This window comes from Gillisia marina (assembly GCF_000258765.1).
GTDB classification, from domain to species: Bacteria; Bacteroidota; Bacteroidia; order Flavobacteriales; family Flavobacteriaceae; genus Gillisia; species Gillisia marina.
The window spans coordinates 16684-36731 of the sequence record NZ_AJLT01000024.1; the positions used below are offsets into that span (position 1 = coordinate 16684).

Consider the following 20048-nt stretch of genomic DNA (forward strand, 5'->3'; position numbering starts at 1 on the left):
CTACTAATTAATCTAGTTCTATAATTACGTCGGAGATTGGTCTTCGTACCTTTTTAAATTCAGAAAACATATCATCTTTTGCCCTAAATCCAACCGGTAAAACCAATACCGATTTCAGATTTAATTTATCTAAACCAAGTATTTTATCATATTTCTCGGGCTCAAATCCCTCCATAGGGCATGCATCAATAGCTTCAGTAGCAGCAACTGTGAGTAGCGTTCCCATAGCTAAAAAAGCCTGATTCGTTGCCCAAGAAGTAATTTCATCTATATGTTTATTCTTAAAATCGTCAATTAAAAAATCTTTAAATGGCGAAAGAATCTCGTTGGGCGTAGCACGAATTTTCTGAACATAATTAAAATAATTTTCAATAAACTGCTTGCCGATTTCCCGTTCTATGCAAAGCACCAAAACATGAGAGGCAGATGCTACCTGCTGTTGATTCATAGAAGCCTCAACTAATTTTTGTTGAAGTTCCTTATTATGAACAACTACCATTTTAATGGGTTGCAATCCGTAAGATGTTGCAGTTAAATTAAAAGCATGTTTCAGGATCTCTATTTTAGTTTCTGAAAGGATTCTATTTTCATCAAATTTTTTAGTGGCATACCTCCACTTTAAGGCTTCAATATTATTCATTTCTTTTAATCATATTAAGATTACAAATTTAGGCATAACTATCTGCAAGTCGAAACAACTATGCTCGTAATTCAATTTCATAGAAAGTTGTTCTATTCAAAGCTCTTCGAGCAATCTTAAAAATACTACTTTTACATAGTCTCCGTTATCATCCAACGCTACAAACTAAATAGATGAATAGCTTTAAAAAAATTTTAATTTATGTCCTAATTAGTTTAGGTGGAGGTATATCAATTATTTGGGGAATCAACACCTATATTCAAGAATCTACAGAAGATGATATTTTTGAAGAAATTTCTGATCTCCCAACATCTAATACTATTATTGTTTTAGGCGCAAGTGTACATTCCGATGGAAAATTATCACCAATTCTGCAAGATCGTGTAGATACAGCCTTGAATATTTTTAGAGCAGGAAAAGCATCGCAATTTCTTTTAAGTGGTGACAATAGAAGAAATGATTATGATGAAGTAAGCGCTATGAAGAACTATTTATTGGAAAGAGATGTGCCTGAAAATTTAATTTTCACAGATCCTGCCGGAATAGATACTTATGACAGTATGTATAGATCCAATTTCATTTATCAGGTTCCTAATGCAATTGTAGTTACTCAAAATTTTCATCTTCCAAGAACACTCTTTATTGCTAACAGTTTAGGTTTGGATTATATTGGAATATCGGCAAAAGCAAAACATTATAAAACAGAAAACAGTTTAATTCGAAGAGAAAAATTAGCCAATATAAAAGCGTTATGGGAAGTAATTACCAATAACGAACCAGAAAATATGGGTGAAAAAATTCCCGTTAAAGAGAATTAAATCAATAGAACTACCAGTGCGTAGTACTACCAATGTTAATCCTAAGCTAAGCTTTAGATTTATGGTATACCATTCATGGCTATTAGACCATCCTGTTCTTTTTCTCTGAAATCGCGGACATTCTTCTCATCTGCGTCATAAGCAGCCTTATACTGCGCAAGGGTTCTTAATTCACTATCCAGCAAATCATTGCAATCGCTGTTTTCAGCTAATTGAAACCAAGGAGCTGGGGAATTATAATCGTAAGCACCAAAAACCATAAACGGAGTTCCGTTTTTATGGACAGATCTCCCATTTGGAGTTAATTCCCATTGTGTTGCCCAATCATAAATATACTGTGCATCATCCATGTAGAGCCTCACGCACGCGTGACTGGCAGGATAACCCGGTAATGCATATTGATGAACTCCTACCCCTTCAAAATTCATAAAATTGAAATAATAGGGTAATAACCAAGATTCATCTACCGTGCTTACTTTTTTCTTAGCCTTGTAGTTTGCGTAATGCAACCCGTTGGGAGTAGGTGTAGACTTTTTTCCTGAACTTACTGGACCCCATTTTACAAGGTTGCCGTTTTCATATAATGCAAAACCCTGTACACGCTGAGAGATTAATACTGTTTTTGGTATATCAGTAATTGTATTCAGTTTTTTTGGAAATGGAGCATAATTAAAAATATCTTCAAACAAGGTATCTGGAACCACAAGGTTCTTTCCTACCCTAACACTTTTTCCTTCAATTCTATTAAGTGCATAGATCACTTTTTGTTGCGCTTCAGAATATTTGTTTTTGAAACTGTCCAATTCTACCGACGTTTTTAAAGAATCAATACTATACGTTACCACCAATTCAGGCTCTACCATTTCTTCGGAAACAACAATGATGCTATCCTTCTTATCAATATTATGATCAGTGGTATTGGTGTTTTTACCAGATTTGTCCTCACAAGAAACAATTAGGACTGTAATACAAAGTAAAAACAGAAATATTAGGGAGGAGTTCTTTGAATAGGGCTTCATAGGTCTTTTAGATTAATTCAGCTTTATTAGAATTATGAAACAAATTTCGCACTAAGCAGCTTAAAAGCCTTGTCGTTTTTATATACTTTAACAAACATTGAGCCGTATTTAATAGAAATTTATCATTTTGCTTATGAAAGACTCTATTTATAGAATCTTCCAACAATTAACATATTTTTATTAAATATGATTATTTGTCATAAACTTTTAAAAAAAAGTCTGTAAATTTTAAATAGTCAACAAAAAGATCTATATTTGCACAAATTAAATTTATATATAATGAATAGAGGTACCGTAAAATTCTTTAACGACACTAAAGGATTTGGATTTATCACAGACGAAGAGTCAAACAAAGAATATTTTGTACATGCAAATGGTCTTGTTGATGAAATTAGAGAAAACGACGAAGTTACGTTTGATCTAGAAGAAGGAAGAAAAGGATTAAATGCAGTAAATGTAAAACAAGCTTAGGCTTCGTTTATAGTATACTATACTTATGACAATTTTAAAGCTTCGCACAATGTGCGAAGCTTTTTTTTTGTTCTAAACTTTTCTAAAATACTTTATGGAACGATTTTAGAACATTATCTTTAAAATTATTAAATCCCTAAAATATTTTGTTCAATATAAAAGCTAAAATTATTGGTGTTGCTATCTTAATTTTCTTGCAAACTAATGTTTATAGCTCCTCTAGCCTTACTATGAAAGATTTAAATTCGTTTGAGATTACTAATAAGATTATTCCTGAATCTATTGCCGAAGAAGTTAAAATTGCGCTTTCTCATTATCCGGAATTAAAGGATACTCCTATCGAATTTAGATTCAAGAAAAAGATCAAGAAGTCTTTTATGCAGGCTCAGCCAAAGTTCTCTGGAATATTCAAAAATAAAAAGAACCGATCTTATTTTGTGATGATAACGGAACACTTTCATATTGAAAACGAATCCTTCTCCATTTCAGAAATACCTTCAGATGTACTTATTGGATGGATAGGTCATGAACTGGGGCATATCATGGATTATCAAGAACGTAGTGGTTTTAACCTTATCAAATTCGGAATAGGTTATCTTACCTCTCATAAATTCATCAAAGTAGCCGAAAGAGCTGCAGATACCTTTGCGGTAAGTCATGGAATGGGCGATTATATCCTCGCTACCAAAGATTTCATCTTAAACCATGCGCATCTTTCTACCGTCTACAAGGATCGTATTCGAAAATTATATTTATCGCCTGAAGAAATTCTCTTATTAGTAGATGAACTAAAAGAATAGCAGATTCTTAGTTTATAAACCTGCAATAAATTCTTCCCACTGCGCAAACTTCTCTTCATTCATTACCCGTTCCATTTTCACCTGTCCACCTTTCTTCTTATTCAATGCATTCCATTCGTAAAAATGATTTGGAGGGATTGTAGTAACCTTCACTCCTTTTAAGGCTTTAGATCTAGCAACTTTATAGTTTTTATTGGCATCTTTTAAGGAATTATCCAAAGCTTCAGCCAATTCCTCATTATTTAATTCAGCATCTGTACCCAAGTACCAAGAGTGATGAAAATCACCATCGATGCGAACTGCCGCTAAAGTAAATTCCGGAATTTCGATATCATACTTTTTCTCCAGATCCTGGATTGCATCATTCATTTTATTTACTGAAAGCTGAGAACCAACAACATTCAAAAAAAATTTCGTTCTTCCTGTGATCTTGATCTCATGTCTACTAACATCAGTAAATTTAATAGTATCCCCTATTAAGTACCTCCATGCTCCGGATACCGTGCTAATAAGTAAGATATAATCTTCTTCCTCTTTTACATCTTTAAGTTGGACAACAGGCGCATTATCAGTAATAGATCCATCTTCATTTATATATTCAGCCTTAAAAGGAACAAATTCAAAGTAAATTCCGTTATCCAATACAAGCTTCATTGCATGGGTTTCCGGACGCTGTTGATACGCCATAAAACCTTCTGAAGCCAAATAGGTATCTATCACAGTAACAGGATGAGCCAACAATGCATTAAAACTCTTTTCATAAGGCTCAAACGCAACTCCACCCGAAGTATAAACTTGAAAATTTGGCCAGATATCATGAATGTTGTCCACATTATGATACTCGATCACCTTTTTGAACATTAATTCCATCCAAGATGGAATTCCAGAAATTGCGCCAATATCCCAAGTTTTGGCATTTTTAGCGATCATTTCTATACGTTCATCCCAATCTTCAATCTTCGCAATTTCTTCTCCCGGCTTATAATATCCTTTAAACCAAAATGGAATATTGCTGGCTGAAATTCCACTTATCTCCCTTCTTCATGATCACCTTCCTTTTGTAGATCTGTAGAACTTCCCAACATCATGATCTCCTTTTCAAAGAACTCTGTTGGAAGATCAAAATTAGTTAAGGCTCCAACTTGCTTTATACCGGAAGTCCGTATTGCCTCTACCATATCTTCCGAAACAGGAATACGCTTACTAGTTTTACCGGTTGTCCCAGAACTCAACGCAAAATATGGTGGTGATCCGGGCCAAACTACATCGGTTTCCCCTTCATGCATTTTATACCACCATTCTTCATTAAGCTTATTGTAATCGAAATTTGGAATTCGCTCTGCGTAAGCGGCACGAATGTCATCTGCTTCTAAAATTTCTTCGAATTTATAATGCTTACCAAAAGCAGTATTTTTTGCCTTATTCAGCAAGCCTTTCAAGACTTCTAATTGAGCTTCATCGGCATCGGGTTCAGAAACAATTTTATCTCTTAAATCTATTAAACCCTTAATAATTGAACCTATAATTGCCATAAATAAATGCTTTTTGCTTGAAATTTATAATTTTTGAAGCTAGGCAAAAGTGAAAAATAGCCTTAAAATAATGACTATAATTATATAATTTTTAACCTTTTAAATATGCTTTTATACAGTTGCATTCATCAATGCAATACAGCTTTCTGCGCATTTCTCACCATCTATGGCTGCAGAAATAATTCCTCCGGCAAATCCTGCTCCTTCCCCACAAGGAAACAAACCTTTAATCTGGATATGTTCCAAAGTTTTTAGATCTCTTGGAATTCTCACCGGCGAAGATGTTCTAGATTCTGGAGCATGTATTACTGCATCATTGGTATAATACCCACGCATACTTTTTCCGAATTCTTTAAATCCTTGCTGTAACGTGGAGTGAATAAATTCCGGAAAAACATTTTTAAGATCCACTGAAGTTATTCCGGGTTTATATGATGTTGTGGGTAAATTTGAAGAAATTCGACCCTCCACGAAATCAACCATTTTTTGTGCAGGAACACGTTGTGTTTTGCCACCCTGCACCCAAGCGGTTTGTTCTATACTTTTTTGAAATTCCATTGCTGCTAGTGGAGAATCTCCAAATTGCTTAAAATCATTTAATCTTAATTCTACTACAATTCCAGAGTTAGAAGTGGGTTGATCCCTTTTACTTGGAGACCAACCATTGGTAACCACCTCTCCCGGACTTGTAGCACAAGGAGCAATTACACCTCCGGGACACATACAAAAAGAGTACATTCCTCTTCCTCTTATTTGCTTAACAATACTATATGGAGATGGAGGTAAAAATTCGCCTCTATCGTCGCATTTATATTGAATTCTATCTATTAATTGTTGTGGATGTTCAATTCGCACTCCTAAAGCAAAGGGCTTGGCTTCAATTTTAATTCCTTTTCTATAAAGCAACTCAAAAATATCCCTCGCGGAATGACCAGTCGCAAGAATTAAATTTTTTACTTTAAAAGTTTCACCTTTCAAGGTTTTGATTCCCTTTATAGTATCATCCTCAATCAGAATATCAGTTACCCTTGTTTCAAAAAGCACCTCCCCACCCATTTCGATAATCTTTTCACGAATACTTGCAATGATCGCGGGTAGTTTATTGGTTCCAATATGCGGGTGTGCATCTACCAAAATTTCATTTGTTGCGCCAAAAGCAACCAACAATTTAAGAATTCTGTTTACATCCCCTCTTTTCTTAGATCTCGTATATAATTTTCCATCGCTATAGGTTCCGGCTCCCCCTTCTCCAAAGCAATAGTTAGAATCTTCATTAACAACATGCTCTATATTCAACGCCTTTAGGTCTCTTCTTCTAGTGCGAACATCTTTCCCTCTTTCTACAATCACAGGTTTCTTACCAAGTTCTATACACCGGAGTGCTGCAAAAAGACCTGCCGGACCAGCGCCAATGATAAAAACCTCTTCCTTATTGCTTACATTAGGATATTCCGGAAGCTCGAGAGGAACTTGCTTCATAAATTCATTTACGTACACATCAACTTTTAAGTTGATCTTAATAGATTGCTGTCTAGCATCTATAGATCTTTTTAAGATTTCAACATGGTTGATCTCTTTAGTGGAAATACCGGAATGCTTAGACACTTCTCGTAATAAAAGTTCGTCTTTAGCTGCTTGTTCCGGACTTACACGTAATTGATATTCGTATTTCATGACTCTAAATATGAGGCAAATTTAAGTATTTATTAATTCAGAAAAGATGTCACTTTATTTGTACTTCTTAATAAACTGAAAACAGACTTAACGCCATATTAATCAATATGATACTAAGTCTGCTTAATTCTAAAAAACCTGAATTTTTTAAATAATGAATAAAGCCAATCTATTCATTTTTCTCATTAGCGTCTGCTTCTTGTAATAGTTCGGTTAAAACCTCTTTAAAAACAGCAACCGGTTGTGCGCCGGTAACTGCACTTTTTTGATTAAATACTATTGTGGGTACCGAGGTCACTCCTAAATTTTGCCAGTATGCTTCTTTTGTTTGAACCTCATATCTAGCATCATCACTTTCTAATTTTAACAAGGCTTCATCTGCATTTAATCCAACATCTTGCAAAGCATGTTTTAAAACTTCCCTTTTTGAAACATCTTTTCTTTCGCTAAAGAAAGATGCTACTAAGCGCATTTTCAACGCAGTTTGCTTCCCTTTTTCCTTTGCATACTCAAGTAAAATATGTGCATCTCTAGTATTTACGATTTTCATATCGTCAAAATAGTCGAATTTAAAACCCAGTTCAGCTCCAACTTGCGTCATATGCTCTTGAGAACGTTTTTGATCTTCTAAACTTGCCCCATATTTATTTGCAATATGTTCTTGCACATTTTCGCCTTCAACAGGCATATTTGGGTTAAGCTCAAAAGGATGCCATTCAATTTCAACTTTATCTTGAATCCCCATTTCAGCAATGGCTTTTTCCAAACGTTTGTATCCAATGGTACACCAAGGACACACTACATCTGACACTATACCTATTTTAATTTTATCTTTCATGTTAATATTTTAAGGTTGTTTTCTTAAGAATAAAATTAGCTTACAATTTCACTAATTTGTAGTTCGCCTTCAACATTAATGTACTGAGGATTATCTTATAAAAATTCTATTATCCCTATTGATTGTATTTAGCTATAACAAAACCTTCCGGAAGGATCTCAGAAGGCTTATTTAAATGTTATAAGCTCAAATTTTAAACACTTGTATCCTCTTTTTTCCAAGCAAATTTTTGGAAAGGAGCATCTACCGGAGTTTTTGCGATGTGATTGGTGTAATTACTAATTACTTTTTGAGATACTCCTAAAATAATTTCCAACACTTGTCTTTCACCATATCCGGCGGTGTAAAAAGCTTGAATATCATTATCGTTCACATTCCCTCTATTCCGTACTAAAGATAAAGTCATTTCCCTTAATGCTTCTAGCTTTGGATTTTCCAAAGGTGTTCTATTGCGCAAAGCTTCTGTAATCTTTTCATCTACCTTCATCATCGCTGCAATTCCTGTATGCGCCGGCACACAATAGTGACACTCATGTTCCACGTTTATAGTTTGCCATACCACGGTTAACTCTTCGTTATTGAAGGATGAGTCTACAAATAGTTGATGCAGCATTTGGTAAGCCTCTAATGTCTTGGGAGCACTAGCCAATACTCCATGCAAAGCCGGCACCATGCCATATGCCTTTTGAGAGTTTTCTAATAACGCCTTACTTTCTTCTGGTGCAGACTCGATTGTGTGAACTTTTAATGTACTCATAATTTTAAAAATTTAATAATTGTTAATAATCTCTAAGCAATTGCTTAGATTTAAATGACAAAAAGAATTAATTTGGTAAAATATCAATTTAATTACCAAGTCTCTGTCAAGTTTTGGATATAGGTATTTAGAGCTCCTTTTCGAAAATTTTCATACAATGCCTGTAATTCTTCATCGGAAAGTACACTCTTTAACTGAGGGTAGTTCTTCTCAATTCCTTTACTAAAATCCTCATAACTTTCTGAAGAAATGGCATTTTTTCTTAGGAGCTTAGTTAGTTCTACTTTGGTGAAAATTTTTCCATCTAAATGATAACTAGCATTCGATTTTTTTGCTTCTTTTAAATAATCCCGATACTTAAAATTTTCAATTGAAATCACTTCTGAAGTAAATTGAGTAAGTGAGCTATAGCTTGTAGTACTTTTTTCAATTTTAGATTTAGATTTCGTTGATACTGCATAGTCTTGAGAATGTAGTGTTACTGTATATATTAATAATGTTAAGGTTAATACTAAAGTTTTCATGTCATTTATCTTTTAATGTTACTACTTAAAAACCACCTAAGCAATCGCTTAGTTTAATAATAAAAAAAGTTATATTCTTTTAAATATCGTTTCAATGTAATCTACAAGCTGAGATTCACCTTGAAATCTGGAGCCTAAAGAAAGACCTAGTAGGGAGGTTGTTAAAAAATTGGATTCTTTTTCTATTATTTCTTCCGTTCTATTTTTTTCTTGTTTTAAATTCTTAATAAATAAAGATTTAATCTCCTCTGTAAATTTCATTAATTCCACCATTAATTCTGGTTCAGCATTGGTCGCTAATTCACTTACTGCATTACACACAAGGCACCCCTTTCTCACCTCATTTTCTTTAGTAAATTCTAAAAAGTCGTAGAAAAATTGCTTGATTCCCACGATACCATTATTCGAATTTTGTAATGAAATTCTAATTGTATTCAACTCCCGCTTATACGCTTTAATACTTTCAACAAAAACACCGTGTTTACTACCAAAACTAGAATAAATAGAAAATTGGTTAATTCCCATTTCCTTTTCCAACATACGTACAGAAGTTGCTTCATAACCATTACGCCAAAAAAGATTCATAGCCTTTTGGATCACATCTTCTTCTTTATATTGCTTATTTCTTGCCATTAAAATTTGATTTCAATACAAAACTATGCAATCGCTTAGTTATAAAAAATTATTTAACTTTTAATTAATTCAGAAATGAGTATTGAATCGAATAGTGATTGATCTAAAATCTTCATTTCATGCATTTATAGAAGGTTCTAAAAGTGAGATTTAAAACAAATTCAAACCCTCCTTTCAAAAACTGCATTAAAGAAATTTAAGTTTTCATGCTCTCATTTTTTTAAATCCAATTCCAAAATGGTTTGCAATTTATATCGGTACAAATTAATCTTTTAGTTCTAAATCTGAATTAATCCACAATTCAATATTATGACTAATAATTATAAAACTTTATATTTTTGAAATTTTATGTATATTCCTTCCTAATATCATCTTAACCCCAAAATCTCATTATAAATATGAACACAACTACCTCTCGCTACCAAATGATCTCTTATGATGATGCTTCTCCAGAAGTACAAGCTATTTACGACGATACTAAAAAAACCTTACAACTTCCTTTTGTCCTTAATTGGTTTAAATGCCAAGGCGACAATGCTACTTTATTAAATGGAAACTGGAATAAACTTAAGTCTACCCTTATGGAAGGGGAAGTTCCAAATGTTTTAAAACAACTTATTATCTATAACGTTTCCAAGGAAAGAGGCTGTAATTATTGTTCTCACGCGCATGGAATCTTTGCAGATAGTATGAGTAGCATGATAAGTGAAGCAGAAGGTTTTAAAGCGACAGAAAATTTAGATTCTCCAAGTATGCCTGTTAGTTACAGAACTGCTGTTAATGTAATTACGAAGGCAGCATTAGACCATAAAAATATTGGAGATGCAGATTTTGAAGAATTAGAAAATGCCGGTTTTAACAGGAAAGAGATTCAAGAATTAATGGCACAAGCAGATTTAGTAAATATGTTGAACACAATTGCAGATGTTTCTGGAATTAAAATTGACAATGAACTGTTAGAAACTCTGGAGTAACAGCACTCATACCCATGCAAGATGTATCTAAAAATTCCGCCCAACTTTATAGGATGACCTATGAGGCATACTCAAAATTTGCTAATAAAATTAGTAGATGCCAGACTTTAGCCGAAGTTGGTGAAGTATCCAAAACTCATTTAAAATACTTTTTAAATTATCATATAATTCGGCTTGCAGTAAAGCAAGGAGACAAATATTTGCTTTTCTCTTTGACTAAAGATGAGGTAGATTATGATTTTGAAGAAAAGGCAGAAATATTATCTCATGAAAAGGAATTATTGGAAAGGGAGATACCAATTTGTACTGATAAAGTTCCAATGGAATGGTTAGAAAGAAATATAGACACTTCTGCATTACAAAATCCTGAAATGTGGGCCTGGCTATTTAACAATAATGGAAGAAAAGTTACGGTAACCTTAATTTCTGATAAAAACAAAGCTTTCACGGTTGCCGATCTTGAAATCTTAAAACTTGCAGTAGATTGTTTCGAAGCTAAATTCCATGAAATTTATTTGGCTAGGATGCTATATAAAAAGAACAAATCGCTTGTAGAAGCATTAGCAACAATTAGATTAAAAAATAGTGAGATTCAAAACATTGTCAATAATCAAAAGCAGATAATCGATGAAAGAACAAAGGAAATTGTAGAAAAAAACAAAAAACTTTTACATATTTCAGCCTTAAATGCTCACAATATTAGAGAACCCTTATCTAGAATTCAAGGCTTAATTAGTCTTTTTCCTCATTTTGCTGATACTGAAATAAGAAGTGAGTTAATTCCTAAAATAGAATCTTCAGCAGAAGAAATGGATAATGTTCTTAAGGAAGTTATTTTAATGGCAACAAAGGAATTGGAACATTTAAAAGTAACTAAAGAATGAACTCTGTAATTTTGGTTGACGATCAACCTATCACAAATTTTATTACTAGAAAACTTCTACAAATAGAGGGGGTTACTATTCCTATATCAGATTTCACAAATCCAGTTATAGCTTTAGAAAAAATTCTAAAATTAAAAGAGCCAAATGAAATTATTTTTCTAGATCTCAACATGCCGGAAATGAGCGGATGGGAATTTTTGGATAAACTTGTAGAAATTAATTACAGGCCAAAAATTATAATTTTAACCTCAAGCACCAGTGATTTAGATAAAGATAAAGCCTTAAAATATGATTTCGTAGAAGACTTTATCATCAAACCGCTAAATCAAAATAAGATTTCCCAATTATGTTCTAAATATTGTAAGTAAATAATGTTTGTACTTACATTTACAACATGGAATTAAAACCCGATAAAAAAGCACTTATAGACTTAGCCTACGCCAAGATGTATTTTGGTAAATACAAGGGCTTATTTCTATCGGAAATTCCAGAATATTATCTTATTTGGTACCGACAAAAAGGTTTCCCGGAAGGAAAATTAGGAGATCAACTACAACAAGTCACCGAACTTAAGGTAAATGGTATGGAAAGCATTCTGCGTAATATCCGCATGAGATACCCTAATAATTGAGCATTCCAGCTCATTATTGAAAGCATTCCTACCTTAAAATATTAGCCTTAAAATTGCGAGTTTTTTTTCTATTCTTCTTTGTAATTTAGCGCCCTGAATAAAGCAACACAACAAATACTTACAAAATGGCCGAAACCAAGTATATTTTTGTCACCGGCGGGGTTTCATCTTCTTTAGGAAAGGGAATTATCGCTGCTTCTTTGGCAAAATTATTACAAGCTCGTGGATTTAAATCTACAATTCAGAAATTAGATCCCTACATAAATGTAGATCCCGGAACCCTTAATCCTTACGAACATGGCGAATGTTATGTGACTGAAGATGGAGCGGAAACAGATTTGGACCTAGGCCATTATGAGCGTTTTTTGAATGTAAAAACATCACAGGCAAACAATGTTACCACCGGTAGAATTTATCAAAGTGTTATTGAAAAAGAACGCAGGGGTGAATTTCTAGGTAAAACAGTACAAGTTGTGCCTCATATTACCAATGAAATCAAAGAGCGTATTCAGATTCTTGGTAAAAGCGGCGAATACGATATTGTTATCACCGAGATAGGTGGAACCGTAGGAGATATAGAATCTTTACCATACATAGAAGCAGTAAGACAGCTAAAGTGGGAGTTGGGAGATGATAATGCTTTGGTTATTCATCTTACATTAGTGCCTTACCTAGCTGCTGCAGGAGAGCTTAAAACCAAGCCAACCCAACACAGTGTAAAAACTTTGATGGAAAGTGGAATTAAAGCCGATATTCTAGTTTGTAGAACAGAGCATGAACTTTCTGATGATATTCGAAGAAAACTTGCCATCTTTTGTAATGTTAGACAAGAAGCAGTAATTCAATCTATAGATGCATCCACAATTTACGACGTTCCTAACCTTATGTTAGAGGAAGGCTTGGATACCGTTGTTCTTAAAAAATTGTTGTTACCAGATGATACTATTCCAAATTTAGAGCGTTGGAATCAATTTTTACAACGTCATAAGAATCCTAAATATGAGGTTAGAATCGGACTTATTGGAAAATATGTAGAGCTTCAGGATTCCTATAAATCTATATTAGAAGCCTTTATTCATGCCGGGGCTGAGAATGAAGTAAAGGTAACTGTAGAAAGTATTCATTCAGAATTCATCAACGAAAACACCATCAAAAATAAAATTGCTCATTTAGACGGAATTTTAGTAGCTCCCGGATTTGGAGAGCGTGGGGTTGAAGGTAAAATAGATGCAGTTCGTTATGCTAGAGAAAACAACATTCCCTTCTTAGGAATTTGCTTAGGAATGCAAATGGCAGTTATAGAATTTGCTAGAAATGTGCTTCAGTTAAAAAATGCCAATTCTACGGAAATGGATCATGAAACCAAACATCCTGTCATAGATATAATGGAGGCTCAGAAAAAAGTGACTCATAAAGGAGGAACTATGAGATTGGGTGCTTGGACTTGCGACCTTTCTGAAGGTTCCCTTGTTAAAGACATCTACAAATCTGAAGAAATTTCTGAAAGACATAGACATAGATACGAATATAACAACAAGTATAAGAACGAATTAGAACAGGCCGGATTAAAAAGCACAGGTGTAAATCCTGAAACCGGTTTAGTTGAAATCGTGGAGCTAGAAGGCCATCCTTGGTACGTTGGGGTGCAATATCACCCGGAATACAAAAGTACAGTTGCAAACCCACATCCTTTATTTGTAGGCTTTGTAAAAGCTGCCGTGACCTACTCAAAACAAAAAAACAGTGTCAAATTGACACAAAATCAATAAACGGTCATTTTTTTGACTATCAATAACTCTAAGGGATAGAGATCGCTTAGTTTACTTTATAATTTAACATGGAAGAAAAAAAATTTGATGTACAATCCTTAATAGGATTTTTCCTGATTGGTGGGATTTTAATTTGGATGTTGTACAATAATTCCTTTGAGAATACTGAAGCTGAAGACAAACAAGATACTATAGAGCAGGTTGAAACCGCTCCCCAAGAAAATGTTACTCCACAAAAGGATGTGGCAACTCAGGAGATGGATTCTACGGCAAGAGCCAGAGTTCAGGAATCATTAGGGACTTTTGGTTATTCTGCAACTTTGCCATCCGCTACTAATAAGACTACGGAGTTAAGCAATGATGTATTAGCTCTTAGTATCGACAATAAAGGTGGATATATTTCTGAAGCAAGAATGACTCAGTTTAAAACCTACGATTCTATTCCTGTTTACTTAATAAAGGATGGAAATGCGTCGTTTAATTTGAGTTTTACAACTTCAGATGGTCGAGTGATTAATACAAAAGACATGTATTTTGAGCCTAGCATGTCTAAAAGTGGAGAGAATCAAGTTCTTTCTATGAAGTTAAAAGTTTCAGAATCGGAATATCTGGAATATGTATATGTAATGAAGCCCGGAGAATATATGTTGGATTTCAGCATTAGATCTCAAGGTTTAAGAGATGTAATTAACAGCTCAAATGCTGTTAATTTAAACTGGCAATTAAAAGGATATCGCCATTCTAAAAGTATTTCTTATGAAAATAGATATACAGAGTTGGCTTGGGAATATGAGGATGGTAATGATGATTATTTAGGTCAAGGAGAGCTAAAAGATGATGAAGCAGACGATGTAACTTGGGTTGCCTATAAACAGCATTTCTTTACTTCAATCTTGTTAACCGATACTCCTTTTGCAAGAGGAAAGTTTATTTCTAAGAATCTTGTTGAAGATGAAGAAATAGATACTGTATACACCAAAGAATTTGCATCTACATTGCCTTTAGAATTAAAAGGTGGTGAACTTAATTACAATATGAATTGGTACTACGGGCCAATGGATTATAAAATCTTAAATGATTACGATAGAAATTTAGATGAAGTTGTGCCATTAGGTTGGGGAATTTTTGGATGGATAAATAAGTATGTATTTATTCCATTTTTCGCTTTCTTATCCGGTTTTTTACCTAGCTACGGAATAGCGATTATAGTTATGACCATTGTAGTTAGGATTGTACTTTCTCCGGTAACTTATAAATCTTATTTATCTCAGGCTAAAATGAAAGTTTTAAAACCTGAAATTAATGAGCTGAACGAGAAATATAAGGACAATGCAATGAAAAAGCAGCAGGAAACCATGAAGCTTTATAGCAAGGCAGGAGCCAGCCCTATGAGTGGATGTTTACCGGCCTTAATGCAAATACCCGTCTTCTATGCTTTATTTCAGTTTTTTCCGAGTGCATTTCAATTAAGGCAAAAAGGATTCTTATGGGCAGATGATCTTGCTAGTTATGATACTATTGCCGAATTACCTTTTCATATACCTTTCTATGGAGATCACGTGAGTTTGTTCCCAATTTTAGCATCTATTGCCATTTTCATTTACATGATGATGACCACAGGGCAAACAATGCAGAACAATCAGCAGCCGGGAATGCCAAACATGAAATTTATCATGTACTTATCCCCTATCATGATGTTGTTCTTCTTTAACAACTATGCCAGTGGACTTTCACTTTACTATTTTACATCTAATTTAATTACAATCGGGATCATGCTTGTAATTAAGTATGTGATTATAGATGAAGAAAAAATTCATGCTAAGATTCAGGAGAATAAAAAGAAACCTAAGAAACAAGGGAAGTTTGCCAGAAAAATGCAAGAGATGATGGAGCAGGCAGAACAACAAAAGAATGCTAAGAAATAAGCATCTCTTATATATTTATTAAAAATGGACTCGAATTTATTCGGGTCTTTTTTTTTGTTCGAAATTGTCATTTAGAGCGGAGTCGAGAAATTTTAAGTCTTCTATTCATAACAAAAACTTAAGGCCGTTGTAAAACTCTAAAATAAAGCAGACTTTTATCACTTATAAGAGAAACCTTATCTTTACAATCCAAATAAAACCTATTTATATGAAAAAGATCTTTATACTATTTTTTAGCTTAGCCCTATTAACCTCTTGTAGTAACGATGACGACGGAGGAAATTCAGGAGACGATCAAATCTTAGGGAAATGGTTTGTTGCTGAGATTAACAATACCGGTACACTAAATATTGATGTTAATGATTGCAATAGGCAGTCGTTTATTGATTTTAAATCTGACTTTAAAGCAGATTCTGCATTATATGCTGAAGAAGGAGGCGAATGCAATGTAAATAATTCTGAAAATGACGACTGGAGCAGCTTAGGAGATTCAAGATATAGATTTGTGATTCCTTTTGAAGGAATTGGATCTCAAGCCGGTAGAGCCGAATTTAATGGAAGTACAAGTTTTACTTTCTATCCAGATTTACTTGCAGGACAAAATACCAACATAGTTTTCGAAAAAAGATAAATTTTAAATAATTTAAATGAAGCAAGGGTAGTTTTTACTACCCTTTTTTATTTTGTAATTTTGCCATCGGTAATTCGACAATTCTAAGGTTTAATAAATCTCGGATTTACCGAAGTGTTTGACATTATAATATGAAAAAAGTAGTTGTAGGATTATCGGGGGGTGTAGATTCCAGTGTTACCGCATATTTATTGCAGCAACAGGGATATGAGGTTATTGGCTTGTTCATGAAGAACTGGCACGATGATTCTGTAACGATTTCTGATGAATGCCCATGGTTGGATGATAGCAATGATGCCATGATGGTTGCCGAAAAATTAGGCATTCCATTTCAAACGGTAGATTTAAGCGAAGAATATAAGGAGCGTATTGTAGATTATATGTTTCGTGAATATAAAATGGGTAGAACCCCAAACCCCGATGTTCTTTGTAATAGAGAAATCAAATTTGATGTCTTTATGAAGATCGCTCTTTCTTTGGGAGCAGATTATGTTGCTACAGGACATTATTGTAGAAAAGGGATTATTGAGAAAGATGAAGAAACTGTCTATCAGCTTTTAGCCGGAAAAGATGACAATAAAGATCAATCTTATTTCTTGTGTCAACTCACTCAAGAGCAGCTTTCTAAAACCTTATTTCCTGTTGGGGAGCTTCAAAAATCTGAGGTACGAAAAATAGCAGCAGAACAAGATTTGATCACTGCCGATAAAAAAGACTCTCAAGGTCTTTGCTTTATTGGAAAGGTGCGATTGCCTGAATTTCTTCAGCAAAAATTGAAACCTAAAGAAGGTGTAATTGTTGAGATAGATTCTCAACGTGAAGAATATCAAAATTTACCGGTAAACTTCAATTCAAAATCTGAAAAATTAGAACTTCTCTCGAAGAAGTTCCAGTATGAATTAGCAGATGGAAAAGTAGTTGGAACACATCAGGGAGCGCATTATTTTACGAAAGGGCAACGAAAAGGCTTGGCAGTTGGTGGAACTCCGGAACCATTATTTGTGATTGATACAGATGTAGATGAAAACATCATCTATACAGGCCAAGGAAAGGAACATCCGGGTTTATTTAGAAAAGCCCTATTTGTTGCAAATAGCGAAATTCATTGGGTTCGTAGAGATCTAGCCATTGCGCCGGATGCCGAATTAAAAGTACAAGCTCGAATTAGATATAGACAAGAATTGCAGGAAGCTACATTGCATCAAACCGAAAACGGACTATACGTACTGTTCGAAAAAGCACAATCGGCAATTACAGAAGGTCAGTTTGTTGCTTGGTATCTGGAAGATGAATTAGTAGGTTCCGGAGTGATCTCTTAAAATAAACCTGATTAAAAAATAGCCACATATTAACGAATCTAAAATTATTATATTCTTGAATTCGTGGCTTTTGAATAAAATTAAAGAGATAATTAGTCATTTTCATAGCAATATATAAAACCTATGAGATGTCAGGTTGAGCGGAGTCGAAACCTTCTTTTTGAAACTCAAAAGTTCTCGACTTTAGTTTATCCTGAGCGCAGACGAAGGGCTCGAACAGACACACGTGTAATTTTAAATGTTTTGAAAATCAATAAAATAAAGTTAAATCTGGTGTAGATAATCCTAAAAATCTAATAACCCTGAAGTATAAAATATGCAAAATAGAATTACTGAACTCTTCAATATAAAATACCCTTTAATTCAAGCAGGAATGATCTGGGCAAGCGGATGGAAACTTGCAAGTGCAGTAAGTAACAATGGCGGACTTGGCATCATTGGTGCCGGTTCCATGTATCCGGAAATTCTAAGGGAGCATATCCAGAAATGCAAAAAAGCTACAGACAATCCTTTTGCTGTGAATGTTCCTATGTTATATCCAGATATAGAGAAGATCATTGAAATTATTATTGAAGAAGGGGTTAAAATTGTATTTACCTCTGCAGGAAATCCAAAAACCTGGACCAAACATTTACAAAGTCATGGCATTACGGTGGTTCATGTAGTTAGCAGTGTGAAATTTGCATTAAAATCGCAAGAAGCCGGTGTAGATGCTGTAGTTGCTGAAGGTTTTGAAGCCGGAGGCCATAATGGTCGAGATGAAACCACAACCTTCACTTTAATACCTATGGTAAAAGAGCAACTAGACATTCCACTTATCGCCGCTGGAGGAATTGCCACTGGAAGAGGAATGCTTGCTGCGATGGTTTTAGGTGCAGATGGCGTTCAAATTGGTTCTCGTTTCGTGGCTAGTAACGAAGCATCCTCACACCCAGATTTTAAAAACAAAGTAATAGAAGCTAAAGAAGGAGATACGCAGCTAACTTTAAAAGAACTGGCGCCTGTGCGCATGATGAAAAACAAATTCTTTTTTGAAATTCAAAATTTATATCAAAAAGCCCCAACAAAGGAAGAACTTATTGAACTCTTAGGTCGCGCACGTGCCAAAAAAGGAATGTTTGAAGGAGATTTAGAAGATGGGGAACTAGAAATAGGCCAGATTGCAGGATTAATTCATGAAATAAAACCTGCGGGAGAAATTATTAAAGAAATCATATCAGAATTCGAAATGGTAAGGAAACAAGTCGCTAGTTTTTAAGAACTAAAGTTCTCAAATTTATTTAATTCTTGTTCAACAAATTGCTGCCATTTGAGTTCGGCTTCTTTGTTTAGACTGTGATTAGACTCTTTATCGAAAGCATCTTGCATAGCCCTTAGCTTCTTATCTATTTTTTTGTATAATTTATTTAAATAGTCAGGCGAATTTTTATCTAAGTTAGAAACATTTAAATTTGACAATTCCTTTCTTAATTTTCGGGCATGTAATTCGGATATATCGAAATGAAGCTGCTCATGTTTAAGCATATATTCATTTTTTGAGTTTGGATGCACCCAACTTAGTTCAGGATAAAAAAAAAGTTTCTACCTTATATTCCAGTTCTTTTCTATAAGAAGTCCCTTGAATTCTCCAATAATAAGTAAGTCCTGTATTAATGTTTGCGTGAAAGGGAATTGTTACTCTTGGCACTCCTTGAAAATCTTCCCAGGTTAACCGAGTTTCTTCACTCCAAGCAATTTTTAAATCTTTAAATTGCGCATAACTAAATTTAGAAATTGATAAAACTAATATGAAGAAAAGCGCCTTCAATATTTAATAATTAAAAGAAATATTCTTAATGATATCCGGGTGAATACTGTGAATCACCGGGCATGTTTTAGCAGCATTCTCCAGCAAAGTTTTATCCCTATCGGTAATTTCTCCTTTTACATTTACGAGAACATCAATTTTGGAAATTCGTCGCGGATTAGCTTCCATATGCTTTGTAACCTCAGCAAAAGTTCCTTTGATATCCAAATTATGCTCATTTGCTTTAATACCCATAATGGTAAGCATACAGGAGGCCAATGCAGTGGCTACAGTATCAGTTGGCGAAAAAGCTTCGCCTTTCCCATTATTGTCTACAGGGGCATCGGTAATAAATTTATTGCTGCTCTGGATATGCTCACATTCTGTGCGGAGGTCTCCTTTATAAATTACTTTAGAAGTCAT

At 34.1% G+C, this 20048-nt stretch carries 22 protein-coding genes and 1 pseudogene; 12 read left to right on the forward strand and 11 right to left on the reverse strand.

The genetic code is table 11. The features are described from left to right. Window positions 1-7: 7 nt before the first annotated feature. Window positions 8-640, reverse strand: a complete 633-nt coding sequence (locus tag ON07_RS07645) for an NAD(P)H-dependent oxidoreductase (protein WP_010229685.1) — start codon at window positions 638-640, stop codon at window positions 8-10. Between the two features lie 173 nt (window positions 641-813). Here ON07_RS07645 and ON07_RS07650 point away from each other — a divergent pair, with 173 nt between their 5' ends. After that, a complete protein-coding gene (locus ON07_RS07650) occupies window positions 814-1458 on the forward strand; it encodes a SanA/YdcF family protein (RefSeq protein WP_010229686.1) in 645 nt (214 codons plus the stop codon). Window positions 1459-1517: 59 nt separating this feature from the next. Here the strand turns inward: ON07_RS07650 and ON07_RS07655 are convergent, their stop codons facing one another. Beyond that, window positions 1518-2477 carry a L,D-transpeptidase gene (locus ON07_RS07655; protein WP_010229688.1) on the reverse strand — a complete coding sequence of 320 codons (960 nt, stop codon included), beginning with the start codon at window positions 2475-2477 and terminating at the stop codon, window positions 1518-1520. A gap of 279 nt (window positions 2478-2756) precedes the next feature. On the opposite strand from ON07_RS07655, the gene ON07_RS07660 reads away from it, so the two are divergent. Together ON07_RS07660 and ON07_RS07665 are read left to right on the forward strand one after the other, a co-directional pair. Then, window positions 2757-2948 (forward strand): cold-shock protein, encoded by a 192-nt coding sequence (locus ON07_RS07660; protein ID WP_010229690.1) that lies wholly within the window; start codon window positions 2757-2759, stop codon window positions 2946-2948. A gap of 230 nt (window positions 2949-3178) precedes the next feature. Further along, window positions 3179-3748 carry a hypothetical protein gene (locus ON07_RS07665; RefSeq protein ID WP_033445058.1) on the forward strand — a complete coding sequence of 190 codons (570 nt, stop codon included), beginning with the start codon at window positions 3179-3181 and terminating at the stop codon, window positions 3746-3748. 12 nt (window positions 3749-3760) lie between these two features. Here ON07_RS07665 and ON07_RS14890 read toward each other — a convergent pair. The 6 genes and pseudogenes from ON07_RS14890 to ON07_RS07695 form a co-directional block, all read right to left on the reverse strand. Continuing rightward, a pseudogene (locus ON07_RS14890) lies at window positions 3761-5280 on the reverse strand (GH3 family domain-containing protein). Window positions 5281-5391: 111 nt separating this feature from the next. Then, complete coding sequence (locus tag ON07_RS07675; RefSeq protein WP_010229694.1) at window positions 5392-6954, reverse strand: NAD(P)/FAD-dependent oxidoreductase; 1563 nt, start codon at window positions 6952-6954, stop codon at window positions 5392-5394. Window positions 6955-7123: 169 nt separating this feature from the next. Further along, window positions 7124-7792 carry a DsbA family oxidoreductase gene (locus ON07_RS07680; protein WP_010229697.1) on the reverse strand — a complete coding sequence of 223 codons (669 nt, stop codon included), beginning with the start codon at window positions 7790-7792 and terminating at the stop codon, window positions 7124-7126. Between the two features lie 193 nt (window positions 7793-7985). Then, a complete protein-coding gene (locus tag ON07_RS07685; protein ID WP_010229700.1) occupies window positions 7986-8549 on the reverse strand; it encodes a carboxymuconolactone decarboxylase family protein in 564 nt (187 codons plus the stop codon). A gap of 92 nt (window positions 8550-8641) precedes the next feature. After that, the gene (locus ON07_RS07690) at window positions 8642-9073 is read right to left on the reverse strand and encodes a hypothetical protein (RefSeq protein WP_010229702.1); all 432 of its coding nucleotides are present in this window, start codon (window positions 9071-9073) and stop codon (window positions 8642-8644) included. Between the two features lie 69 nt (window positions 9074-9142). Beyond that, window positions 9143-9706: a TetR/AcrR family transcriptional regulator gene (locus ON07_RS07695; protein ID WP_010229704.1), complete on the reverse strand. Its 564-nt coding sequence runs from the start codon at window positions 9704-9706 to the stop codon at window positions 9143-9145. Between the two features lie 398 nt (window positions 9707-10104). Here ON07_RS07695 and ON07_RS07700 point away from each other — a divergent pair, with 398 nt between their 5' ends. The 9 genes from ON07_RS07700 (at window position 10105) to ON07_RS07740 (ending at window position 19097) form a co-directional block, all read left to right on the forward strand. Then, on the forward strand, window positions 10105-10680 hold the full coding sequence (locus ON07_RS07700; RefSeq protein ID WP_010229705.1) for a carboxymuconolactone decarboxylase family protein: 576 nt from the start codon (window positions 10105-10107) through the stop codon (window positions 10678-10680). Window positions 10681-10694: 14 nt separating this feature from the next. After that, window positions 10695-11564 carry a hypothetical protein gene (locus ON07_RS07705; RefSeq protein WP_029331676.1) on the forward strand — a complete coding sequence of 290 codons (870 nt, stop codon included), beginning with the start codon at window positions 10695-10697 and terminating at the stop codon, window positions 11562-11564. Then, entirely contained in the window at window positions 11561-11932 is a 372-nt protein-coding gene (locus tag ON07_RS07710) for a response regulator (protein WP_010229709.1), read from the forward strand. The genes ON07_RS07705 and ON07_RS07710 overlap by 4 nt, the downstream gene beginning before the upstream one ends. Window positions 11933-11958: 26 nt before the next feature. Further along, window positions 11959-12195 carry a DUF3820 family protein gene (locus ON07_RS07715; RefSeq protein ID WP_010229710.1) on the forward strand — a complete coding sequence of 79 codons (237 nt, stop codon included), beginning with the start codon at window positions 11959-11961 and terminating at the stop codon, window positions 12193-12195. 125 nt (window positions 12196-12320) lie between these two features. Next, entirely contained in the window at window positions 12321-13964 is a 1644-nt protein-coding gene (locus ON07_RS07720; RefSeq protein ID WP_010229711.1) for a CTP synthase, read from the forward strand. A 68-nt stretch (window positions 13965-14032) separates the two neighbouring features. Further along, entirely contained in the window at window positions 14033-15889 is a 1857-nt protein-coding gene (yidC, locus tag ON07_RS07725; RefSeq protein ID WP_010229714.1) for a membrane protein insertase YidC, read from the forward strand. A 208-nt stretch (window positions 15890-16097) separates the two neighbouring features. After that, complete coding sequence (locus tag ON07_RS07730; RefSeq protein ID WP_010229719.1) at window positions 16098-16520, forward strand: lipocalin family protein; 423 nt, start codon at window positions 16098-16100, stop codon at window positions 16518-16520. A 131-nt stretch (window positions 16521-16651) separates the two neighbouring features. Then, window positions 16652-17839, forward strand: a complete 1188-nt coding sequence (mnmA, locus tag ON07_RS07735) for a tRNA 2-thiouridine(34) synthase MnmA (protein WP_010229722.1) — start codon at window positions 16652-16654, stop codon at window positions 17837-17839. Between the two features lie 316 nt (window positions 17840-18155). After that, window positions 18156-19097 carry an NAD(P)H-dependent flavin oxidoreductase gene (locus tag ON07_RS07740; RefSeq protein WP_010229725.1) on the forward strand — a complete coding sequence of 314 codons (942 nt, stop codon included), beginning with the start codon at window positions 18156-18158 and terminating at the stop codon, window positions 19095-19097. On the opposite strand, the gene ON07_RS07745 is transcribed toward ON07_RS07740, so the two are convergent. The 3 genes from ON07_RS07745 to ON07_RS07755 are packed head-to-tail and all read right to left on the reverse strand — an operon-like array spanning window position 19094 to window position 20048. Next, window positions 19094-19363: a DUF922 domain-containing protein gene (locus ON07_RS07745; RefSeq protein WP_155807181.1), complete on the reverse strand. Its 270-nt coding sequence runs from the start codon at window positions 19361-19363 to the stop codon at window positions 19094-19096. The genes ON07_RS07740 and ON07_RS07745 overlap by 4 nt on opposite strands. Before the next feature lie 37 nt (window positions 19364-19400). Next, window positions 19401-19646, reverse strand: a complete 246-nt coding sequence (locus ON07_RS07750; RefSeq protein ID WP_029331680.1) for a hypothetical protein — start codon at window positions 19644-19646, stop codon at window positions 19401-19403. Window positions 19647-19649: 3 nt separating this feature from the next. Further along, a complete protein-coding gene (locus ON07_RS07755) occupies window positions 19650-20048 on the reverse strand; it encodes an OsmC family protein (protein ID WP_010229727.1) in 399 nt (132 codons plus the stop codon).